This is a genomic window from Pseudomonas maumuensis, assembly GCF_019139675.1.
GTDB classification, from domain to species: Bacteria; Pseudomonadota; Gammaproteobacteria; order Pseudomonadales; family Pseudomonadaceae; genus Aquipseudomonas; species Aquipseudomonas maumuensis.
Genome location: NZ_CP077077.1, coordinates 1,825,520 through 1,848,464 on the forward strand (window position 1 = coordinate 1,825,520; position 22,945 = coordinate 1,848,464).

Sequence of the window (22,945 nt, forward strand, 5' to 3'; positions counted from 1 at the left end):
GTGCGCCTGAAGTGCATCCGCCTGGCCGGGTTCAAGTCGTTCGTCGACCCGACCACGGTCAACTTCCCCAGCAACATGGCCGCCGTGGTCGGCCCCAACGGCTGCGGTAAATCCAACATCATCGACGCGGTGCGCTGGGTGATGGGCGAGAGTTCGGCGAAGAACCTGCGTGGCGAGTCGATGACCGATGTCATCTTCAACGGCTCTACCAGCCGCAAGCCGGTCAGCCAGGCCAGTATCGAGCTGGTGTTCGACAACAGCGACAACAGCCTGGTGGGCGAGTACGCCGCCTATGCCGAGATCTCGATCCGCCGCAAGGTCACCCGCGACGGGCAGAACACCTATTACCTGAACGGCACCAAGTGCCGGCGCCGTGATATCACCGATATCTTCCTCGGCACCGGCCTGGGGCCGCGCAGCTATTCGATCATCGAGCAGGGCATGATCAGCAAGCTGATCGAGGCCAAGCCCGAGGAACTGCGCAACTTTATCGAGGAAGCGGCGGGCATCTCCAAGTACAAGGAGCGTCGCCGCGAGACCGAGAGCCGCATCCGCCGCACACAGGAAAACCTCGCGCGCCTGACCGACCTGCGCGAAGAGCTGGAGCGCCAGATCGAGCGCCTGCACCGCCAGGCCCAGGCTGCCGAGAAATACCGCGAGTACAAGGCCGAGGAACGTCAGCTCAAGGCACGCCTGGCAGCCCTGCGCTGGCGCGACCTGGATGAGCGGGTACGCCAACGCGAGACGGTGATCGGCGACCAGGAGGTTGCCTTCGAGGCGCTGGTGGCCGAGCAGCGCAACGCCGACGCCAGCATCGAGCGACTGCGCGACGGTCACCATGAGTTGTCCGAACGCTTCAACCAGGTGCAGGGCCGCTTCTATTCGGTGGCCGGCGATATCGCTCGCGTCGAGCAGAGCATCCAGCATGGCCAGCAGCGTCTGCGCCAGTTGCAGGACGACCTCAAGGAAGCCGAACGCAGCCGCCTGGAAACCGAATCGCACCTGGGGCACGACCGCACCTTGCTGGCGACCCTCGGCGAAGAACTGGCGATGCTCGAACCGGAGCAGGAGCTGACCCTGGCCGCTGCCGAGGAAGCCGCCGCGACCCTGGAGGAAGCTGAGCTTGGCATGCACGGCTGGCAGGAGCAGTGGGACGGCTTCAACACCCGCTCCGCCGAGCCGCGCCGGCAGGCCGAGGTGCAGCAGGCGCGCCTGGCGCAGCTCGAATCCAGCCTGGAGCGCCTGGCCGAACGCCAGCGCAAGCTGGGCGAGGAGGGCGAGCAGCTAGGTGGTGATACCCAGGACACCGAGACGTCTGATCTGGGCGAGCAAGTGGCTAGCAGCGAGTTGCTGCTCGAAGAGCTGCACCTGCAAGAGCAGCAGGTGGTCGAGCGCCTGGAAGGGTTGCGCGAACAGCTGCAGCAGACCAGCCAGGCGCAACAGCAACAGCAGGGTGACCTGCAGCGCCTGGGCGGGCGCCTGGCCTCGCTGGAGGCCTTGCAGCAGGCTGCGCTGGAGCCCGGTGTGGGTGCCGCCGACTGGTTGCGCGCCCAGGGCCTGGAGCAGCGCCCGCGCCTGGCCGAGGGGCTGCGGGTCGAGCCCGGCTGGGAGCTGGCGGTGGAAACGGTGCTTGGCGCCGACCTGCAGGCAGTGCTGCTGGACGACTTCGCCGGCCTCGACTTCGCCGCACTGGAGCAGGGCGATCTGCGCCTGCTGCTGGCCGGGGGCGAGGGCCCGCGTGTTCCCGGCAGCCTGCTCGACAAGGTCGAGGGACGGGCCGATCTGTCGGCCTGGCTGGGGCAGGTCACGCCGGTTGAAACGCTGGAGCAGGCGTTGGCGCAGCGGGCGTCGCTGGCTTCTGGGCAAAGTCTGGTCAGCCGCGACGGATACTGGGTCGGGCGGCATTTCCTGCGGGTCAGCCGCGGTGGTGAATCCCAGGGCGGCGTGCTGGCCAGGGGCCAGGAGATCGAACGCCTGGCCCAGGAGCAACTGGAGCAGGAGGCGTCGCTCGAACAGCTTGACGAGCAACTGCAGCGCCTGCGTGAACAACAGCTCGACCTGGAGGAGCAGCGCGAGCAATTGCGCCGTCGCAGCCAGGACGAGAGCCGCCAGCACGGTGAGCTCAAGGCACGCCTGTCCGCTGGCCAGGCCCGCGCCGAACAACTCGAACTGCGCCGCCGACGCTTGCACGAAGAACTGGCCGAGCTCCAGGAGCAGCGCGCTTTGGAGCACGAGCAACTGGGCGAGGCGCGCCTGCTGTTGCAGGAATCCCTCGACCTGATGGCCCAGGACACCGAGCAGCGCGAGCAACTGATGGCGCGCCGCGACACCTTGCGCGAAGGCCTCGACCGGGTCCGCCAGGAGGCCCGCCAGCACAAGGACCATGCCCATCAACTGGCCGTGCGCCTGGGTTCGTTGCGCGCCCAGCACGATTCCACCCGCCAGGCGCTCGAGCGCCTGGAGCAGCAGGCCGCGCGCCTGAACGAGCGTCAGGAGCAACTGAACCTGAATCTCGAGGAGGGCGAGGCACCGCTGGAAGAACTGCGCCTGAAGCTTGAGGAACTGCTGGAGCGACGCATGAGCGTCGACGAGGAAATGCGCCAGGCGCGTCTGCACATGGACGAGGCTGATCGTGAGCTGCGCGATGCCGAGCGGCGGCGCACCCAGGCCGAGCAGCAGGCCCAACTGTTGCGCGGCCAGCTGGAGCAGCAGCGCCTGGAGTCCCAGGGGCTGGACGTGCGGCGCAAGACCTTGCAGGAGCAACTGCTCGCCGACGGCTACGATCTGCAGGGTGTGCTCGCCACGCTCGAGGCCGAGGCCAGCGAGCAGGGTACCGAACAGGCGCTGGAGCAGGTCGAGGCACGCATTCAGCGCCTGGGCGCGATCAACCTGGCGGCCATCGAAGAGTACGAGCAGCAGTCCGAGCGCAAGCGCTACCTGGATGCCCAGGACGCCGACCTGGTCGAGGCGCTGGAGACCCTGGAAAACGTCATCCGCAAGATCGACAAGGAAACCCGCAACCGCTTCAAGGATACCTTTGATCAGATAAATGCCGGATTACAGGCACTTTTCCCAAAAGTTTTCGGTGGCGGCAGCGCTTATCTGGAACTGACGGGCGAAGATCTACTCGATACAGGGGTGACGATCATGGCGCGCCCGCCGGGCAAGAAGAACAGCACCATCCATTTGCTGTCCGGCGGCGAAAAGGCGCTGACGGCACTGGCCTTGGTGTTTGCCATCTTCAAGCTGAACCCGGCACCGTTCTGCATGCTCGACGAGGTCGACGCCCCCTTGGACGATGCCAACGTCGGGCGATACGCGCGCCTGGTCAAGGAAATGAGCGAAACCGTGCAGTTCATCTATATCACCCACAACAAGATCGCCATGGAAATGGCCGATCAGCTGATGGGGGTGACCATGCATGAGCCGGGTTGCTCACGTCTTGTAGCGGTCGATGTGGAAGAGGCGATGGCCATGGTTGACGCGTAAGGGGTAAAGAAAGGGTGTGAACATGTAGGCAAAAGCCTCAGCAGACGCGACAGACGGTGTAAAGTTGCCTTTGGTCGTGCTAGCTTAATGTCACTTGTTTTTTGCGTGGGTAAAACGCCTGTCAGAACATAGAGTTGGCGCCACGTGTTAAAGGCCTTTGAAGCCTTTGTTTTCAAGCATATTTTTTATAGAGGCACGGGATTACATGGAAATCGGTCTGCGCGAGTGGCTGATCGTCATCGGCATCATTGTCATCGCCGGTATTCTTTTCGACGGCTGGCGCCGCATGCGCGGCGGCAAGGGCAAGTTGAAGTTCCGTCTGGACCGTAGCTACGCCAACGCCCCAGACGACGACAGCGGCGGCGCCGAGGTGCTCGGCCCCTCGCGTGTGCTGGAAACCCATAAAGAGCCCGAGCTGGATGAGAGCGACCTGCCATCGCTCAGCGCCCCGGTGCGGGAGCGCGAACGCGAGCGTGAAGCCAAACCGGCCAAGGCCAAGCGCGGCAAGCGCAACAACAGCGAGCAGCAACAGGGCGACCTGAAGCTGGCCGCCGAGCCGCGTGAGCCGGACCTGTTCGATACTGGCGACGACGACTTCGCCGCCGACAACACCCGCAACAGCGGTTTTACTGCCGCGTCCACGCCGGCCAAAGAGCTGCCGCCGGCCGAAGAAGTGCTGGTGATCAGCGTCATTTCCCGCGATGAAGGCGGTTTCAAAGGCCCGGCGCTGCTGCAGAACATCCTGGAAAGCGGCCTGCGCTTCGGCGAGATGGATATCTTCCATCGCCACGAGAGCATGGCCGGCCACGGCGAAGTGCTGTTCTCCATGGCCAATGCGGTCAAGCCCGGCGTGTTCGATCTGGACGACATCGACCATTTCAGCACCCGTGCGGTGAGCTTTTTCCTCGGCCTGCCAGGCCCGCGTCACCCCAAGCAGGCCTTCGACGTGATGGTTGCCGCTGCCCGCAAGCTGGCCCACGAGCTCAATGGCGAGCTCAAGGACGACCAGCGCAGCGTGCTGACTGCCCAGACCATCGAGCACTACCGCCAGCGCATCGTCGAGTTCGAGCGCCGCGCCCTGACGCAAAAACGCTGATACAACCGAGCGGGCGGACCTTGCCTCGGTTCGCGCCGCGCCGATTGAAACGAAAGAGCAGCCAGGGGCTGCTCTTTTGCTTTGCAAGAGAAGACCAGAAATGAACGCCGAATCCCGAATCCACGAACTGCGCGCCGAACTCGACCAGCACAACTACCGCTACTACGTGCTCGACGAACCCAGCGTGCCCGATGCCGAATACGACCGCCTGTTCAACGAGCTCAAGGCGCTGGAAGCCGAGCACCCGCACCTGGTGACGCCGGATTCGCCGACCCAGCGCGTCGGCGGCGCGGCGCTGGCGGCCTTCAGCCAGGTGCGTCACGAGATACCGATGCTCAGCCTGGGCAACGCCTTCGAGGAAGACGACCTGCGTGACTTCGGTCGCCGCGTGGTCGAAGGCCTGGATTTGCCGGGCGGCGATCAGGCGGCCGTGGACTACAGCTGCGAGCCCAAGCTCGACGGCCTGGCGGTGAGCCTGCTGTACCGCGACGGCCAGCTGGTACAGGGCGCCACCCGTGGCGACGGCACTACCGGTGAGGACATCAGCGCCAACGTGCGCACCGTGCGCAACATCCCGCTCAAGCTGCAGGGCGAGGGCTGGCCGGCGGTGCTGGAAGTGCGTGGCGAGGTGTACATGAGCAAGGCCGGTTTCGACCGCCTCAATGCGGCCCAGGCCGAGGCTGGCGGCAAGACCTTCGCTAACCCGCGCAACGCCGCCGCCGGCAGCCTGCGCCAGCTGGATTCGAAGATCACCGCCAGCCGCCCGCTGGAATTCTGCTGCTATGGCGTCGGCCAGGTGTCCGAGCCGTTTGGCGACAGCCATATCGGTATCCTCGAGAAACTCAAGACCTGGGGGCTGCCGATCAGTCGCGAGCTCAGGCACGCTGCCGGTATCGAAGAGTGCCTGGCCTATTACCGGGACATCGGTGCGCGCCGCAACAGCCTGCCCTACGAGATCGATGGGGTGGTGTTCAAGGTCAATGCCCTGGCCTCCCAGCGTGAGCTGGGTTTCCGTGCCCGTGAGCCGCGCTGGGCGATCGCCCACAAGTTCCCGGCCATGGAAGAGCTCACCGAGGTGCTCGATGTCGAGTTCCAGGTCGGGCGTACCGGCGCGGTGACTCCGGTCGCCCGCCTCAAGCCGGTGAAGGTGGCCGGTGTGACCGTCTCCAACGCCACGCTGCACAACATGGACGAGATCGCGCGTCTGGGCCTGCGCATTGGTGACACGGTGATCATCCGCCGTGCCGGCGACGTGATCCCGCAGGTCATGCAGGTGGTGCTCGAGCGCCGCCCCGAAGGTGCTCGTGCGGTGCAGGTGCCGAGCCAATGCCCGGTATGCGGCTCGCAGGTCGAGCGTACGCAGCTGGTCAAGCGCAGCAAGGGCAAGGAAACCACCAGCGAAGGCGCGGTGTACCGCTGCGTGGGGCGCCTGAGCTGCGCCGCCCAGCTCAAGCAGGCGATCATCCATTATGTATCGCGCCGGGCCATGGACATCGATGGCCTGGGCGAAAAGAGCGTAGAGCAACTGGTCGATGAAAACCTGATCCGCTCGCCGGCCGACCTCTACAAGCTGGAGTTCGAGCAAGTGGTCGCCCTTGAAGGCTTTGCCGAGGTCTCCAGCCGCAAGCTGCTCGAAGCCATCGAGGCCAGCAAGCGCCCGAGCCTGGCACGTTTCATCTACGCCCTGGGCATCCCCGATGTTGGTGAGGAGACCGCCAAGGTTCTGGCCCGCTCCCTGGGCAGCCTGGCGCGGGTGCAGGTGGCGCTGCCGCAGGTGTTGACCTACCTGCCGGACATCGGCCTGGAAGTTGCCTACGAGATCCATAACTTCTTCGAGGACGAGCACAACCGGGCGGTGATCAAGCAGCTGCTGGACAGCGGCATGCAGCTGCAGGATGAAGGTGAACTGGGCGCCGAGTTCGCAGCCAGCACCACCCTCGCCGGGATGCTCGCCAAGCTCGATATCCCGTCGGTCGGCCCGACCGGCGCCGAGAAGCTGGTAGACAAGCTGTGTACCCTGGACAAGATCATCGCCGCCGATGGCATCGACTTGCGCCAGGCCCTGAATACCAAGGCCGCCGACGGCGTGCGCGAGTTCTTCAAGGTCGAGGCCAACCAGCAGTTGGCCCGCGCCATCCAAGCCCAGTTGCTGGAGTTCGGCATGCACTGGTCGTGCGAGAAGAAATCCGCCGAGGGTTTGCCGCTGGCCGGCCAGACCTGGGTGCTGACCGGTACCCTGGAGCGCATGAGCCGCGATATCGCCAAGGACAAGCTGGAAAGCCTGGGGGCCAAGGTGGCGGGCTCCGTGTCCGGCAAGACCCATTGCGTGGTGGCCGGGCCCGGCGCGGGCTCCAAGCTTGCCAAGGCCAGCGAGCTGGGCGTTGCGGTGATGGACGAGGAAGCGTTCGTGGGCTTCCTGGCGGAGCGCGGTATCAGCGTCTGAACCCGCCGGCATCATCGCGGAGCAAGCCCGCTCCTACGGGTGATCGTCCGTGGGGGCGGGCTCGCCCCGCGATAGATTTGCCACAAGTCCTTGAGAAATGATGGTTTTTTCACGATCAAAGGTTGTAACTTCGCCCTGGCGTTGTACAATGGCGCGGCTCGTCAGCTGGCGAGCCGTCGTGGTGGCCCCATCGGTCCCCCCGCATTGATTACCCGTTAACCTGGTCAGGCCCGGAAGGGAGCAGCCATAGCGGGAACATCGAGTGCCGGGGTGTGGCTGGTGGGGCCGCCTCCATTTCTGGGGTATGAAAATCCCCTGTCTCTTGTCTCCTCATTTGCTTCGCAAGTGGTGGCTGACACTCGCTCATTGCGCCATTCGCTGGCACGCCGAGCCAGGCCAGATTGGCAATCAACTAAAGCTACTTTCCTCACCCCGACGTGCAGTGTGTAACTGAACGGTTCGTGAGTGTCCGGTCGCTTGAACCGGTCTGTGTCACTTGAGCAAGGAACAAAAGCAGTAGGGCTTGCCGTGATGATGATAAGGGCAATGTGAAAAAATACGTTTTTTTTGCGTGGCAAATAAAGCGTGGGAAGTCTTCATATGGCCCATGGAGCAGAACGTACGGCACTCGTTTGCGGGTGGGTTCTATTAAGTTGGCACTGAACGTTCAAGGCTTGCTCAACGTGCCGATTTCTAATGTTGTCATTGAAGTTCCAATGCGCTCGCGTGTGCCGAGTCTTCAAGTGCATGGATCCGATCAGAGGGTCGTGAGGGCCAAGAGTATGAGTGGCCGCAGAGATGTGAAAAGATTTCCAGCTGTTGAATATTCATATGCGTGGAAGGCCGGCATGAAATTCTTTCATGGAAAATAGACATTACCTGTTCGATCAATAGGCAAGGTCCCCGGGTGGCTGATCGGATAGCTGTTTTCGAGCGTAATGGCTGTAATAGAGCGGTTTTTTGCAAATTTCTCTGACCTTTTAGTTTGTGATCTCTAGACCTGATGTAACTAAGACAGGATGAATAGTTTGGCGCTAGGGTTAGAAGAAAAAGGTTGTTGACAGCGGGATTCGCACTTCACTAGTTTGAAAAAACAGACGGGTTGTCTGGCCGGTCACACCGGATTCACGTCACTGAAACAGTTCATTCTTAATCCTCCAGCAGCGCCTGGGGGGTAATGCTGATGAACCAGAAAGTTCAGGGCGATACAGGGAGTTAGAGAAAATGATTATCCATGCCTCGTGCGCGGCCTGGCGGTGTTGTATCGCCTCTTTGCCAGGGCCTACCCATCGTTTCGATCTCCAATGCTGTGTTCGTTGTCCGGGGCTGATGATTGCCCCGGGCGACACTTGGCTGCGTGGTTAGCACTCCCCGAAAACAACGTGTGATGTTCGGACGACCTGCGACCGCTGCGCGCCTTTGTGCACGGCGAGAAAGTGTCTTGTGAAGTACAGGTCCATCTTTCCTGGAGAGATCCAATGATTTACCAACATGCCTATGACATTGTGCTGGATGAAGTATTTCTTGAACTTGACGAACTCACGCCTGGCAGTTCGTTCTTTCTCAAGATCGAGGGACTCAACCCTGCGGGGTCGCTCAAACTCAAGACAGCGGTCAACCTGATCAATGATGCCGAGCGGCGTGGCGTGCTTGAGCCAGGTGGGCACTTCATCGAGTCATCGTCCGGTAACCTGGGTATCGCCCTGGCCGTGGTGGCGGCCAGTCGTGGCTACCACTTCACCTGCGTCACCGACCCCAACGCCTTGCGGCACAGCACCGATATCATTCGCGCCTTGGGGGCTGAGCTGGTGATGGTGGACTGGCGCGATGCCAACGGTGGTTTCCTGGCCAGTCGCATCGACTACATCCGCCAGCGGGTCGAGCGTGAGCCGGGACTGCTATGGCTCAATCAGTACGCCAATCCGGCCAACCCCGAGGCCCACACCAACCATACCGCCCGCTCGCTGCATCGAGCCCTGGGGCCTCTGGATTATCTGTTCGTCCCTGCAGGCACCACCGGCACGTTGATGGGGTGTGTCGCCTACTTCGAGCAGTACTCGCCGCAGACCCGCATCATCGCAGTCGATGCCCTCGGCTCTGTGACCTTCGGCGCGCCACCAGGCCCCCGCTTCATTCCGGGCGTCGGCACCAGTCGTCGTCCGGAAATCTTCCAACCCGGTTCGGTGTGGAAGGAGGTGCTGATCGCCGAAGAAGACGCCATCCGTTGCTGCCGCTGGCTGGCCCGCGACCATGGTCTGCTGGCCGGTGGCTCTACCGGCTCGGTCATCGCTGCCGTGCAGCAACTGGCTCCGCAGCTCGACTCCGGCTCGCGTATTGCCGCGCTGTCGCCAGATATCGGTGAACGCTACATCCAGACCATCTTCCGCGACGAATGGGTCGCCCAGCATTTCGACCTGGGTCGTATCGAGGCCCAAGCCCGCCCTGCCGTTCAAACACCTGCAATCGAGGAAACCGCTGATGCCTTCGTTCTACATCATTGATGGCCAGGTCGCTCGCGACGTCATCGAGGCCTCCCATGCCCAGGTCGTCGAGCGCGTGAAGCAGACCTACCTGCTCCACGAGCGTGGTGACACCCTCAACCCGGATAGCTACTTCCTGCGTTTTCCGGAAAAACCCGAGGCTCGCATCATCGCTCTGCCGGCCTACCTGGGCGGTGAGAGCGGGATCGCCGGCATCAAGTGGATCGCCAGCTTCCCCGGCAACATCGACCACAACCTGCCGCGTGCCTCGGCGGTGCTGCTGCTCAACGACTACGAGACCGGTTATCCGTTTTCCTGTCTGGAGGCATCGACGATCAGCGCGGCGCGCACCGCGGCTTCGGCTGTGCTCGGTGCCGAACACCTGAACGGTTCGCGCAAGGTTGCGAGTATCGCCATCGTCGGTGCAGGGGTGATTGCCCGCACCATCGCCGATTTCTTCGTCTCCCAGCAGTGGCAGGTGGGTGAGTTCATCATCCATGACCATTCGCCCACCTACGCGCAAGCCCTGGTCGACCACTTGCACGGCAAGGACCAGCGCGCACGCAGCGTCACTAACCAGGATGAGGCGCTGGCCGCGCCGCTACTGGTGTTCGCCACTACCGCAGGTACCCCTCATGTGCATGACGTGAGTGCGTTGCACCCAGGTCAGGTTGTGCTGAACATTTCGCTGCGTGATCTGTCGGCCGACATCATCGAGGCTTCGCACAACATCGTAGATGACGTTGAGCATTGCCTTAAATCCAACACCTCGCCGCACCTGGCCGAGCAGAAGCTCGGGCACCGTCGCTTCATCAACGGCACCTTGGCCCAGCTAATCGAGGGCAAGGTTGTCCTGGACGATAGCCGACCGAAAATCTTCTCACCGTTCGGTCTGGGCATCCTCGACCTGGCGGTGGGCTTGCACGTGCATGAGCAGGCCCTGGCCTCGAGCCGTGGCCTTGCCATCGACAACTTCTTCGCCGGCGCCCAGCGCTGGTAAATGACTTTGCCTGTGACATTCGAAGGATCGAATATGACCACCGACATTGCGCTCACCGACACCGAAAAACTGGCGGTCGCCCGCCTGGCCAGCCAGTACGCTGAACTGTTCCCCTGGTACAAGCAACGCCTGGTCGGCCTGGCCGGCCAGATTCACAGCCTCGAGCAGTTGCCGCTGATCGACGAGGCCACGTTGATCGACCATTACTACACCGCCAGCCATGACCAGTTGCCGGGCAGCTCGGCCTACCTCACCTCCGGTACCGCCACTGGGGCACGCAAGAAGATTCTCTACGCGGTGGATGACGACGAGGCCTATCTGGCGCAGCGCCGCGAGCTGTTTGCTGGCTTCCTCCGCGATCTCCCTGCGGGGGCGGTGGCCGTGGCCGATCTGGGTACCGGGCATGCCGCGGCGTCTGCCCGGCGAATCTTCCAGGACCTGCAGTACCAGGCTCACGACATCGACTTCTCGCGTCCGATCGAGGAGCACATCGAGGCCCTCAATCGCTGGCAGCCAGATGTGTTGTTCACCATGCCAATGATCCTTGATCGCCTGACCCGGGCCGAACAGACCCTCGACATCCGGCCTAGGAAGATCATCGTGGTAGGGGATGTCGCGCCCATTGCCTGGCGTCGCGAGGTGGCAGCGCGCTTCGGCATCGACACCGACGACGTACTCGACATCCTCGGCTCGATCGAAATTGGCGCTATTGCCTATCACTGCGCCGAGACCGGCTTGTACCACTTCCACGACCACATTCTGCCCGAAGTGCTGAGCCTGGATGTGTTGTTCCCCTATAGCCATGCACAACCCAGCCCGGCCGGCAGCGGCATTCTGTTGCTGACTTCGTTGACGCGCCGCTATTTCCCTGCACTGCGTTTCGTCACCAACGATGTCATCAGTGGGTTGCGGGTCATCGAGTGGCAAGGGCGACGCACCTACGCCTTTGATCGCATCGAAGGTCGCCATGGTGGCGAGATCAAGCATGGTGAGCGGATCAGCAGTCATGACCTTTGCGCGGCTGTTGCCCAGGTATTCCCGGGGGCACCGTTCGAGGTGCGCAACGATGGCCAGCTGGATATCCGGGTAGTAGTGCCGCAGGTCACGGCAAGCCAGCAGGAGCAGGTGCGCGCGCTGTTGGCCGAGGCGGCGCCGGACGTCGCCCAGATGCTTGCTTCCGGGCTGGTCCAGCCGATCACTGTCACCGCCATCGGGCTGACTGACTTGAAGTCCACCAACGCCAAGCGGCGCTTCAACCTGAAAGGGGTCTGAGCATGTGCGCAATCGCAGGAGAAGTAACCCTTGCACCGACGGCCCTGTCCGCGCACTTCGTGCGTGCGGCCTGCGCCCGGATGCTCCATCGCGGGCCGGATGAGGCGGGCTTTTTCAACAGCCCACAGGCCAGTCTGGGCATGCGCCGCCTCAAGGTAATCGGCCTGAACGGCGGCTCACAACCCAGTCGTAGCCTGGATGGTGATGTGGTCTGCGTGTTCAACGGCGAGATCTACAACCACAAGCGCTTGCGCCAGGTGCTGGCTGAGCGAGGTCGCGTAGTCGAGGGCAGCAGCGATGCCCATGTCATCCCGGCGTTGTACCAGGAGTTCGGCTTGGACTTTGTCCATCAGCTGGAGGGCATGTTCGCCATTGCCCTGTACGACACGGTCAATACTCGCCTGCATCTGTTCACGGACCGCGCCGGAAAGAAACCGATATTCTACAGCCAGGTCGGCAGCGGCCTGGCCTTCGCCTCGGAGTTGCCAGCGCTGATGGCGCATCCGGACATCGATCGTGCTATCGATCCGTTGGCCATCGATCAGTATCTGAGCTATCGCGTGGTGCCGGCCCCTCACACCATCTATGCCCAGGCCCGTAAGCTGGAGCCTGGTTCGCGGCTGAGTTTCACTCCAGGCCAGGCACCGCAGATCGAGCGTTACTGGCATGCGGACTTCTCGCGTACCGATGACAGCATCGGCATGCAGGAGGCAGTCGACGGTGTCGAGCAACGGCTGCTGGCGGCGGTCGAGGATCGGCTGGAGGCCGAGGTGCCGCTCGGTGCGATGCTCAGTGGCGGACTGGACTCCAGCTTGGTGGTGGCCATGGCCAAGCGCCTGCGCCCGCAGCCCCTGCACACGTTCTCGGTCGGCTTCCAGCAGGATGCCTTCGACGAATCGCCATTCGCTCGGCGGGTCTCGCGCTTTTGCGGTACCGAGCATCACGAATACCAGATCAGCGCGGATGATGTGCGCGTGGCGGTCGATGCAATCCTGACCCACATGGGGGAACCGTTTGCATTCCCCTCGGCGATCGCCAGTTACTACATGTACCGCTTGGCCCGACGCGAGGTCACAGTGGTCCTGACCGGAGACGGATCCGACGAAATATTCGCCGGCTACAACCGCTACAAGATCACTACCCAACTGCCAGCCCTGAAATTGTCCGATCAGAAGAAGGTCGACCTGCAAGGCCTGGCCCAAGCCAACGGAAGCCTGGCCGAGCAGTACCAGGCAGTGTTGATCGATGGCGTGCGACAAGGCATCAAGCATTCGTTGTATAGCCAGGCATTCGCCCAGCGCTTGCCAGAACCGGCGCCCTTCAACTACCTGCGTGAACGCCTGGCCGCAAGTGAGGGTCAGCCACACCTGCTCAATCGACTGATGCAGATGGACTATGGCTTCTGGTTGCCTGATGCCCAGTTGGTCAAGATCGATCGTATGGCCATGGCCCATTCGGTGGAGCCGCGCAGCCCGATGCTCGACCAGCGCGTGGTGGACTACGTGACCCGCCTGGCCCCGGGCCTGAAGCTGCAGGACGGCAACGAGAAGGCCGTGCTCAAGAAAGTTGCGGCGCGAGGCTATCTGCCCGATGACATCATTCATCGGCGCAAGCAGGAACTGGCCGTGCCCCTGGAGCATTGGCTGGCTACGCACCTGCGTGAAGATATCCAGGCGACCCTGACCAGTGAGCAGGCCCTGTCGCGCGGTTACTTCGATGCCGACCGCCTGCGGGCCATGGTCGCCGCCTTCCAGCCTGACCACACCTATGCGTTGTGGACCCTCTACATGCTCGAACGCTGGCACCAACTGGCCGAGCAGGGCTTTGATCGCCCGGTGCGCCACAGCGAGTGGGAACAGTTGCCCCCGACCGGCAGCCGCCACGCCACCGAGTCCCTGAGCCACAGTCTCTGAGTCAAGGAGAAAGACCTGATGAATGGAATCCTCAACACCCGGATGCCCAGCGAGGCCGCGCAGCTGGCCTTTACCTTCGACGCCGAGCGCCTGAAAGGCGAGCTGGCGGCGTTGCGCCAGCATCAGTGGAGCCTGCAGCGACCCTATGGCAGCGATATCGGCACGGTAACCGAAGCCGACTGGCGGTGTCTGTCGATGCGCAGCCCGGGCGGCGATCCTGCCCGTACCGATCCGGGCGGCCCAGGCACCCTGGAGTTCGCCGATACTCCCTGGCTGGAGCGGGCGCCCTATGTGCGCGAAGTGCTGTCCAACATCCCGGCGCCGCTACGTTCAGTACGCTTCATGGCCTTGGGGCCTGGGGCCAAGGGGGTTGAACACAGCGATACCAAGTATGGGCCACAGTGGGGGGTGGCCCGTCTGCACATCCCACTGACCACCAATCCAGGCGCGATTCTGGTGCTGGATGGCAAACGCCACTGGTGGCAGCCGGGAGAGTTCTGGTTCGGTGACTTCAGCCGCATGCACTGGGTGGAGAACAGTGGCGAGGATGTGCGTATACACCTGGTGATCGATGTGCTGTTCGTACCCGAGTTGGCGGCGATCTTCCCCGAACAGTGGCGTGACTACTTCGCCCGCGGTGATGCCTTGTATGCCCGCAGCGAACAGCCCCTGGCAGCCGACCAGTTGAAGTCGTTCAGTGGCCGCTTCCGTGTGCCGGCCTCGTTCCTTGATTGGGAGGAGGAGGATGGGCAATTCCTGCAGCCGCAGCCACAGGTCGATGTCCGCACCTACGTGGAGGATGGCGAATTGTATCTGGAGGACCAGGGGCAGACCTGTTTCCGTCTCATCCACCTGGGTGGCAACGAGTTTCGCTTTGCCGGCTGGAGCGAGGAGCGCTCCCTGGCCTGGTCCGAGGATCGCCAGTCGATTCACCTGCGTACCCACTATGGTGTCAAACGCCTGGAGCGGGTCGTGGTGTTTTCGCCACAGCCCCAAGCGGCCAATCTGGAGCCCAGTGCAAAATGATCGATCAATACTTCGTCGATGTGGGCTGGTCACGCGGCGTTGCGACGCCGCCCGCAGAGTCGCTATCCGACTTGCCGGCAGCCTTTGCCATGGCCACCGGGGCGGTCGAGCCCCGGGTCTGGGATAACCAGTTGGCGCAGGCGCACTTCTATTCGAGCGCCGGCTGGCTGAACTTCTGCCGCCAGGATGTCCAGGGGCTCACCGGTGCGGTGCATGTCGGCAGCAGCCAGGCGCCACTGGCTGCGGTGGCGGTCACTGCGGTCACTGCCGAAACCAATCCGTTCTATCGCTGGGCCGACATCCTCGGATCGCGCAACCTGCCTTCGCCTGCCAGCAGTGGTCTGATGCTTGGCGCCCGGCGCGGTTACCAGACACACCTGCTTGGGCAGCCGGGTTCCAGCGCCGAGCAGCGGGCACGCCTGCTGCTGCCTCAGGTTCGCGGGTTGGCCGCCGATCTGGCGCATGGCCCACTGGCGGTTGCGGGGCAGGGGAGTCCTGCTTGCATCGCCCTGCAACTGGGAGCAGGTGACGTCCAGGCGCTGCGCGCCAGTGGCGTACGCAGCCCCGCCGTCCTGACCCAGCTCGATGCTTGGATCGAGGTGCCGGAAGGCGGCTGGGAGGGCTATCTGGATAGCCTCGAGTCGAAGGCGCGCATCACTAGCGTGCGCCGGGAGCGCCGACAGTTCGAGGCCAGCGGCTTGACCATCGTCGAGCGCAGTCTGAAGGACACCAGCGAGATCGTCGGGCGTCTGCTGGCACAGACCGAGAACCGCTATGGCAACCCGGTACCGGCCGAGCTGCTGGCCGGTGAGTTCGCCACCCAGGCGCGGCTGATGGATGCGCAGGCTACCGTGCTGTTGTGCCAGGACGAGCAGGGCCACGTTGCCGGATTCTCGTTGCTCTACCATCTGGGCGACACCCTCTACCTGCGTGCGGCAGGTTTCGACTATGAGCGCCTGCGTGGGGCCTATGAATACTTCAATCTTGTCTATTACAAGCCGCTGGAAATTGCCGCCCGGCTCAATGCGCGCTGGATGCACGCCGGTATAGAGGCCGCGGAGGCCAAGGCGGCCCGTGGTGCCCAGTTGCGTGGGCTGTGGTTGCTGGACCTGAGTGAGGACAGCTTGCTGGAGGGTTGCCCGAACCAGGTGGCCGAGGCCAATCGGCAGTTCCTGGCCGATCACGCGACACCGTCGAAAACCATCCTGCGGGCCCTGGCCCCGGATGTTCAGGCATGCCTGTAACTTCATTCCAGTCTAGGGGGACATCATGCAAGCCAAACCTTCCAAGTCTCTGATACCCGCGGTACTGATCACCTCTGATCTCACCATCCTGTGCCGTCATCCACTGGTGGTCGAGGAAATTCTCAGTCGCGGTCTGGCCCCGGTAGTTGTTTTCGGTCCCCAGACCGATGCTGCCGAGCTTGCCGATTACCGCAACGATTCGGGCAAACCGCTGGCCGGTATCCGTCACATCGCGCATGTGGCTGACTACCACACCAACACTTTGCTCGAGGTGCTGTTGCGCCTGCAATCCGAGTTCGACTTCAAGGCCTTGCTCAACTGCGGCGAGCTGTTCGTGGAAAGTGCAGGCCTGGTGGCCGAGAGCCTGGGTTTGCCGGGGCCGGGCACCCGTACTGCGCTGACCTGCCGCAACAAGTTGCTGCAGCGTATCAGCGCCCCGGATCTGGCGCCGGCATGGTCGACGCTGTCGTTGGACAATGTGGCGCAAGCGGTGGCCCGCACGGGGTTTCCGGCGATCATCAAGCCGACCGGTCGTATGTCCAGCTCCGGCGTGCTGCGTGTAGACGACGAGCCCACCTTGCGCCGCGCCCTGGCCGGCTATCAGCCTGACGAGGTGTTGCTGCTGGAAGCGTGCGTCGAGGGGGCGGAGTTTTCCATCGAGTCGCTGGTCCACGAGGGCAGGGTCGTGTGGTCGGGTATTACCGCAAAACGCACCAACGAGGGTGACACGCCGTTCTTCACCGAGACCGGACATACCTCGCCGGCACCGGGTCTTGCGACTGCTGACGAGCAGGCGCTGATCGAGGCCAATGCCTATTTGCTGCGACAGGTCGGTTTTCGCAGCGGCATGGCCCATGCGGAGTTCCGCCTGGGGCGTGATGGTCGCGCTGTGTTGATGGAGATCGCCGCACGACCGCCAGGAGACGCCATCATGATGATGTGGCACCTGGCCTGTGGCCAGTCTCTGGAGCCGGCCCTGGTGGCCCTGGCCTTGGGTGAGTCGCCACAATTGAACAAGCCTCGGCGTCGTACCTGCCAGCACTATATGGAACACCCCCACGGTGTTCTCCAGGATGTCCAGGTCGAAGGACTTGTGCCGGCATGGATCATCAGCGACGTTGCCTGGCCTGAACGCCTGCCGGTGGCAGCCGACGCGCCGGCGCGGTGTTGCGCGGTGTTGGTCAGCCGTCGCCGTGGCGACCTGCTCGGCAAGCAAAGCGAGTCGGGACAGCGTTCGGTCTCGCTGGTGGTCGACGGCCCGCTGGAGGATGACCTTGACGGGTTGGTAAGGCATTGGAGCCAGGCGATCGAGATTGTCACCGCACACCCGGTGCCGGTGTCATGAAGCCCTTGCATCTGCGAGCCATGAAGCGCGCCTGGCTGGCCAATGGTCCCGTGCCTGGACCCAATGTCGATGCCTTGGCGGGAGTCGGACAGATCCGCGAGGCGCTGTCGGGCAGTTGCCAGCCCAGCCTGCTGGCTATCCAGTATCCACAGCATACGGTCGGGGCACGCGAACGTGGCGAAAGCCTGGATCAGGCCATGATCGGTCTGCGCCAGGCTCTGGCCGAACTCGTGCGCGACACCTATGAGGAGGTCAGCGACCTGGTGGTGATCTACCACGTCAGTGGTCATGATGGCGAACTGTGGGGCGTCATGTGCCTGGTGGATCCGACCGAGGTGCGCGATGACGGTTTTCGTACAGTGTCGCTGACCGAGGATACCTACGACGACATCGTCGCCGAGCGGGCCGCCGTGCTGCGCGATCTGGGGTGCGCCACCAGTGCCGTGCTACTGACGCCAATGGCACTGACCGACGAGCTGACGCCTCTGGTCCGCGACGAGGCCCGGCGTCAGGGGCCGGCCAGCCTGGTGCTGGTCGACGATCAGCAACGGCGTCATTCGTTATGGCAGGTCAACGACGAGAGGCGGCAGCAGGCGCTGCTGCGCGAGGCCGGTACCCATCCGCTGTTGGTGGCCGATGGCAATCACCGGGTGGCGGCGACACTGGCCGCCGATCTGGGGGGCTTGCTTGCCTTGGTCACCGCCGGGCCGGACCTGCGTCTGGGCGCGTTCCATCGCTGCCTGACCGGCACTGGGCTGGACACGAATGCCCTGATCGAGACTTGGCGCCAGGCTGGTTTCCAAGTGACCGACCCGGTGCCCGCCGCCGCTCCAGATACCCCGGGAACGATGGTGGTGCTGACCCGCGAGCGGGCCTTTGCCGTGCATTTCCCGCAACTGTTGGATGCCGATGGCAATCTGCGGCTGGACCATGAAACCCTGGAGCTGGCCTTGCTCACTACGACCTTGCACCTGCAGCCTGGCGGTGGTTCGCTGCAGCCCCTGCCAACGGCGCAGTTCGACGGGACCGTGCCGCAGAGCGCCGATGCGCTGTTCCTGATGGCCCCGGTACCGCTGGAGCACATGGTGACGTTGTACCGTCAGGGGCGTCGAATGCCGCGCAAGAGCACTTATTTCACGCCCAAGCCGCATAGTGGAATACTCTTGGCGGCGCTGGTGTGAGGCTCCTCACCTGGCGCTAACTCGTTTACGTTCTAGAAGGATCTGGATCATGTCTGTTGAAACGCAAGTACCCACCCAAAGCGATACACGACGATTGCTACCGGTTGCAGTAGTGGTCTTTCTCGGTCTGATGGCCATGGGCATGCCGCTGGCCTCTGTCCCGCTTTGGGTTCATGGGCAGCTGGGCTACGGCATGTTGGTAGTCGGCTGTGTAATGGGCATCGAATCGGTGGCCACCTTGCTGACCCGGCACTTTGCTGGCACCGCCGCCGACAGGCGCGGTCCGAAATGGACCGTCATGCTCGGCCTGATTGGCAGTGCCACCTCCGGCGCCTGCTACCTTGTCGCGGCTCAGTTGGTTGATACGCCTCTGATCAGCCTGGCGGTGATTATCGCCGGGCGTATTGCCATGGGCTTCGCTCAAGGCCTGTTGTTCACCGGTGGCAGCACTTGGCCGATCGGCATGTTCGGTGCTGAAAAGGCCGGCAAGGCGCTGTCCTGGATCGGTATCGCCATGTTCGGTGGCATTTCCGCAGGCGCCGCAGTGGCCGCATTGCTGGGTGAGGTGGTGAGCTTTGCATGGGTCTCGCTGGTGACCATGGTCATTCCTCTGGTGGGCTTGCTCATAGCCTTGCGCACACCGGGTGCCCGGCTGGTCCATGCCGTGGAGAAATCCCTGGGAATGCGCGAGCTGCTGGGCAAGATCTGGCGTCCGGGCCTGGTTTTCGCCTTGGCCACGGTGGGTTATGTGACGGTATCTTCGTTCATCACCCTGACCTACGCCCAGTACCAATGGAGCGGCGCCGGCTACGCCCTGGCGGCCTTCGGTGCGGGTTACGTCGGCGCACGCCTGGTACTGGGCTCGCGCTCGGACACCGCGGTTGGGCCAAACATGGCCTTGCTGATGCTGGTTATCGAGACGGCAGGCCAGGCCATGCTGTGGATGGCGCCGTCTCCTGGCTACGCCATTGTCGGTGCTGCGCTCAGCGGCTTTGGCGTGTCGATGATCTATCCGCTGCTGGCATTGGTGGCGATTCGCAATGTTCCGCACCATAGCTTGGGCCTTGCGATCGGCTTCTACGATGCCTGCTTTGATATCTCCATCGGCCTGGCCGCACCGCTCGCCGGTCTGTTGGCCCGCGAGGAAGGCATGGCGGTGGTGTTCCTGATCGGTACGGCGGCGACCCTGCTGGCGATGCTCGCGACGCTCTATGCCTATACCCATGCCGCCCGGGATACACGCAGTCCTCATCTGGCCTCCTGAGCCCGCTTTGCCACCCGCGCTGGTTGCGCGGGTGGCAGGCCGGGGCACTTTTCGTGCAGCGGATCGGCCCCATAGAGAGGGCTGGAGCGCTCTCGGCTTCATGGCGTCGTTTCAGGTACACTTTGCTGCCTGAAACGAATGCCGGTACCCTTATCGCTACATCGGGCGCGGCTCACAGCATGCCTGCCTGGTGGATTGGTCGCACAGTTCGTGCGCAGGCTTTTTTCGAAGCCGCTCTCGATTCACTACCCCGCCGGATTCCTTCCCTCGAAACCCATGAGACCCATTTCGCCTGCACGATCATGCGCGGCGTTTTATCATGCGACCGTAGTGTCAGTTGGTCCTGCCAGAGGAGTGTGACCGTGGAACATGTCGACGACCTTACTCGCCAGAAGATCCGTGAGTGGCAAATGCGCCGCCTGGATATCAAGGACCAGATGGCCGCCAATCCAGAGCGCGTGCTGGAGCTGTCGCAGGTGCTCGACCAGATGGAAGAAGAGCACGAGCGCATCCTTGAGGAGGCGACTTCGCCAGTTGCGATGAAGGCTGACGCGGTGGCCTTGGAGCTGCAGGTGTCGGCGCGATCGGTGCGTGACCTGCGCAAGCTGCTTGAACTGGCCCTGCATGAGCTCGATGGTGTACTCGACGCACCACAGGCGGGTGTCAGCTATCCCGGCGACATGGCGGGGTCGTTGGGGGCCTACCGCTTCGAACTGGTGGTGGGGCAGGCCGCTGAATCCGACAAACCTTGAGTGATCCCCGGACCCCTACCGACATGCAGCCCGAGCACTTCGACTTTTCCCATCCGGTGTACCTGCCGATCAGCGCAGAGGTGTGCCAGGCCTTGCTGCAGGCCCAGGGCGCGCCTGCGCTCGACACCCTGAGCGAGCCGGAGCTGGCGGCGCTGTTGGTGATCCACAACCTGGCGCAGGCACAGGGCCAGGTCGATGCGCGGGCGGCGGAAAAGGTGCTGGGCAAACTGTTGGCGTGGGCCGTCGACGGCGCGCACTCGCCTGGCGTGGGGTTGTTGTCCGAGGCCCGTCGGCTGTTCGACGCGCGCAAGCTCTATTTCGGCCTCGAGGTGATCAAGGGTTCCAAGCTGCGCCTGCTCGATGCCGAACAGGTGCGGGCGCGGGAGTACCTGCTGGCGGACGGCAAGTGGGACTTCGACTACCGCATTCGCCTGCATCATCGTGACAACCCGTTCAGCCAGCGGGTGACCACCGGTTTCGACCGCGAGCGCTGGCTGACCGTCGAGCAGGACAAGCTGCTCAAGGTCATCCAGGCCAACCTCGACGAAGACATCCACGTGCAGGGCTATGCCGGGATCGGCAAGAGTTATCTGCTTGGCGCGCTGATGGACTGCCTGCCCCGTGGCCGGGTCCTGGCCCTGGCTCGCACGCCGGCCAAGCTTGGCACCATGCGCCGGCGCATGGGGCTGGATGAGCAGGCCAAGGTCGGCATGACCTTCGGCCAGTTCGCCCAGGCCCTGCTCAAGGGGGCGCAGCCGGTTGCGCCCCGAACAGCGCAGCGCGGCCCTGGCAAGCGCAGGCTGGCCGAGGAACTGGGGATCGTCGGGTTGCGCCAGTACGACGCCGAACATGCCCTGGACATCTGCCTGGAAGTGCTGCGCAACTACTGCGATTCGCGGGATTACAGCCTGTCGAATCGTCATCTGCCGTTTTTTCGCCAAGCCCTCTCCGGCGTCGATGCCCAGGTGCTGCTCGAGTACGCCAGCCGGCTATGGCGTTACCTGGAGGCGCAGCCGGCCTGGGGCGCGCAGACCGGGTTCGAGGCGTTGCTGCTGCTCAAGCGAGCGAGTCTGGCGGGTTGCAGCGTGCCGGGGCGTTTCAGCCACGTGATCATCGACGAAAGCCAGGACGTGCCGGCCTCGCTGTTGCAAGTCATCGAGCGGGGCCGTCAGGTGCTGATCACCCTGGGCGACGAGTATCAGAAGGCCTCCGGCGAGGTGGTCAGGCGTGAGCGTCAGGTGCGGCAGAAGGACATGGCCTTCGCCGTGCGTTGCGGGCCCAAGGTGGAATGCCTGATCAACCCGTTGATCGGGGTGCATTCGAAGAAGTCCAAGGTTGCCTTCGAGGCTGCGCGCCATGTCGATGTCGGCATCGAGCACTTCCCCGAAGGGTTCGTCCCGCCCGAGGGCTGCGTGGTGCTGACCGCCTCGCGCTGGGACACGATGCGCTGGGCCATGGAAATGGCCGAGTCCAACTGCTTGTTGAATTTCCCCGACTGGCCGCAGATGCGCCGCTTCATGGCCACGGCGATCGGCCTGTTCAGGGCCGCATTCTATGCGCCGGGGCAGGATGCAGAAGGGCCGCATCCGTACTTCGCGCACCTGCTCGATTGGCAGCAGGTGCGTGAGTCCGAGCGTTTCGATGCCGCGTTCCTCTGGGTCGAGGCGCGCCTTGAGGCGGGTTTCAAGCTTGCGGACCTGACGCTGCTGGACGCGCGCATCGCAGCACGGCCCGACAGCCTGACGCTGCTGATGGCCGAGGAAGCCGGTGGCCTGGAGTTCGATCGGGTGCTGCTGACACCAGAACTGATGACCACCGACCGCTTCAAGGACGCCTACGCCTTCGATGCGCGGATCTGCGCCGTGTATATCGCCCTGTCGCGGGCGCGTCGGCAGCTGTACCTGCCGTATGACGTGGAAGAGTGGATCAACTACCACAAGGACCAGCCGTTCCGCGAGTTGCACGGCTACTGAGGCCTCCACGCCTGCCCTGATTAGCCGACACCTGCATCAGCCGCTGAAAGGTCGGGCATTGCAGATGGTTCTCCTCGGGGCACTGCGCCGCATGCCGCAACCCCTTGCTCATCGCCTGCAGCCGCTTGATCCGGCGGTCGATCTCGTCGGCCTTGGCCAGCAACAACTCGCGGTCGACCCTTTGCTCGTCAAGCATGGCGGCTACTTCGTCCAGCGAAAAGCCAGCCGCCTGTCCCAATGCGATCAGCGCCAGGCGCTCGGGAGTGTCTGGCGGGAACTGGCGGCGCTGCCCATGGCCGGCCAGTGATCTGAGCAACCCCTTGTTCGCGTAGTAACGCAATGTCGACGCCGGCACTCCGGTGCGCCTGGCGACATCGGCAATGTCCATTGCAAGCCCTCTTGACTTGAAGTTGACTTCAACTTGCATGCTGCTTGGCATCGACCTTTCCGTCAATCTGCCAAGGGCT

The 22,945-nt window shown here is 63.4% G+C and carries 15 protein-coding genes and 1 other RNA gene; 15 read left to right on the plus strand and 1 reads right to left on the minus strand.

The window, feature by feature from the left end; all coding sequences use genetic code 11:
- The 15 genes from smc (at position 1) to KSS90_RS08480 (ending at position 22,478) form a co-directional block, all read left to right on the plus strand.
- Complete coding sequence (gene smc, locus KSS90_RS08410) at positions 1-3,489, plus strand: chromosome segregation protein SMC (protein ID WP_217868978.1); 3,489 nt, start codon at positions 1-3, stop codon at positions 3,487-3,489.
- 205 nt (positions 3,490-3,694) lie between these two features.
- Positions 3,695-4,585: a cell division protein ZipA gene (gene zipA, locus KSS90_RS08415; protein WP_217868979.1), complete on the plus strand. Its 891-nt coding sequence runs from the start codon at positions 3,695-3,697 to the stop codon at positions 4,583-4,585.
- A gap of 100 nt (positions 4,586-4,685) precedes the next feature.
- Positions 4,686-7,028: an NAD-dependent DNA ligase LigA gene (gene ligA, locus KSS90_RS08420; RefSeq protein WP_217868980.1), complete on the plus strand. Its 2,343-nt coding sequence runs from the start codon at positions 4,686-4,688 to the stop codon at positions 7,026-7,028.
- Between the two features lie 188 nt (positions 7,029-7,216).
- Positions 7,217-7,313: signal recognition particle sRNA small type (gene ffs / locus KSS90_RS08425), an RNA gene on the plus strand.
- 1,193 nt (positions 7,314-8,506) lie between these two features.
- Complete coding sequence (sbnA, locus tag KSS90_RS25730; protein WP_217868981.1) at positions 8,507-9,529, plus strand: 2,3-diaminopropionate biosynthesis protein SbnA; 1,023 nt, start codon at positions 8,507-8,509, stop codon at positions 9,527-9,529.
- A complete protein-coding gene (gene sbnB / locus KSS90_RS25735) occupies positions 9,507-10,508 on the plus strand; it encodes a 2,3-diaminopropionate biosynthesis protein SbnB (protein ID WP_217868982.1) in 1,002 nt (333 codons plus the stop codon). Before sbnA ends, sbnB begins: the two co-directional genes overlap by 23 nt.
- A 33-nt stretch (positions 10,509-10,541) precedes the next feature.
- Entirely contained in the window at positions 10,542-11,780 is a 1,239-nt protein-coding gene (locus KSS90_RS08440; protein ID WP_217868983.1) for a phenylacetate--CoA ligase family protein, read from the plus strand.
- A gap of 2 nt (positions 11,781-11,782) precedes the next feature.
- Complete coding sequence (gene asnB, locus KSS90_RS08445; RefSeq protein ID WP_217868984.1) at positions 11,783-13,693, plus strand: asparagine synthase (glutamine-hydrolyzing); 1,911 nt, start codon at positions 11,783-11,785, stop codon at positions 13,691-13,693.
- A gap of 18 nt (positions 13,694-13,711) precedes the next feature.
- Positions 13,712-14,719, plus strand: a complete 1,008-nt coding sequence (locus KSS90_RS08450) for an aspartyl/asparaginyl beta-hydroxylase domain-containing protein (RefSeq protein WP_217868985.1) — start codon at positions 13,712-13,714, stop codon at positions 14,717-14,719.
- Positions 14,716-15,963: a peptidogalycan biosysnthesis protein gene (locus KSS90_RS08455; protein WP_217868986.1), complete on the plus strand. Its 1,248-nt coding sequence runs from the start codon at positions 14,716-14,718 to the stop codon at positions 15,961-15,963. Before KSS90_RS08450 ends, KSS90_RS08455 begins: the two co-directional genes overlap by 4 nt.
- 25 nt (positions 15,964-15,988) lie before the next feature.
- Positions 15,989-17,308, plus strand: coding sequence for an ATP-grasp domain-containing protein (locus KSS90_RS08460; RefSeq protein ID WP_217868987.1), 1,320 nt, complete (start codon positions 15,989-15,991; stop codon positions 17,306-17,308).
- A complete protein-coding gene (locus tag KSS90_RS08465; RefSeq protein WP_217868988.1) occupies positions 17,305-18,489 on the plus strand; it encodes a DUF1015 family protein in 1,185 nt (394 codons plus the stop codon). The genes KSS90_RS08460 and KSS90_RS08465 overlap by 4 nt, the downstream gene beginning before the upstream one ends.
- A gap of 49 nt (positions 18,490-18,538) precedes the next feature.
- A complete protein-coding gene (locus KSS90_RS08470) occupies positions 18,539-19,753 on the plus strand; it encodes an MFS transporter (RefSeq protein WP_217868989.1) in 1,215 nt (404 codons plus the stop codon).
- A gap of 362 nt (positions 19,754-20,115) precedes the next feature.
- Positions 20,116-20,505: a hypothetical protein gene (locus KSS90_RS08475; protein WP_217868990.1), complete on the plus strand. Its 390-nt coding sequence runs from the start codon at positions 20,116-20,118 to the stop codon at positions 20,503-20,505.
- 23 nt (positions 20,506-20,528) lie between these two features.
- The gene (locus KSS90_RS08480; RefSeq protein ID WP_217868991.1) at positions 20,529-22,478 is read left to right on the plus strand and encodes a hypothetical protein; all 1,950 of its coding nucleotides are present in this window, start codon (positions 20,529-20,531) and stop codon (positions 22,476-22,478) included.
- Here the strand turns inward: KSS90_RS08480 and KSS90_RS08485 are convergent.
- Positions 22,432-22,866 (minus strand): helix-turn-helix domain-containing protein, encoded by a 435-nt coding sequence (locus KSS90_RS08485; protein WP_217869754.1) that lies wholly within the window; start codon positions 22,864-22,866, stop codon positions 22,432-22,434. The genes KSS90_RS08480 and KSS90_RS08485 overlap by 47 nt on opposite strands.
- Positions 22,867-22,945: the final 79 nt, after the last annotated feature.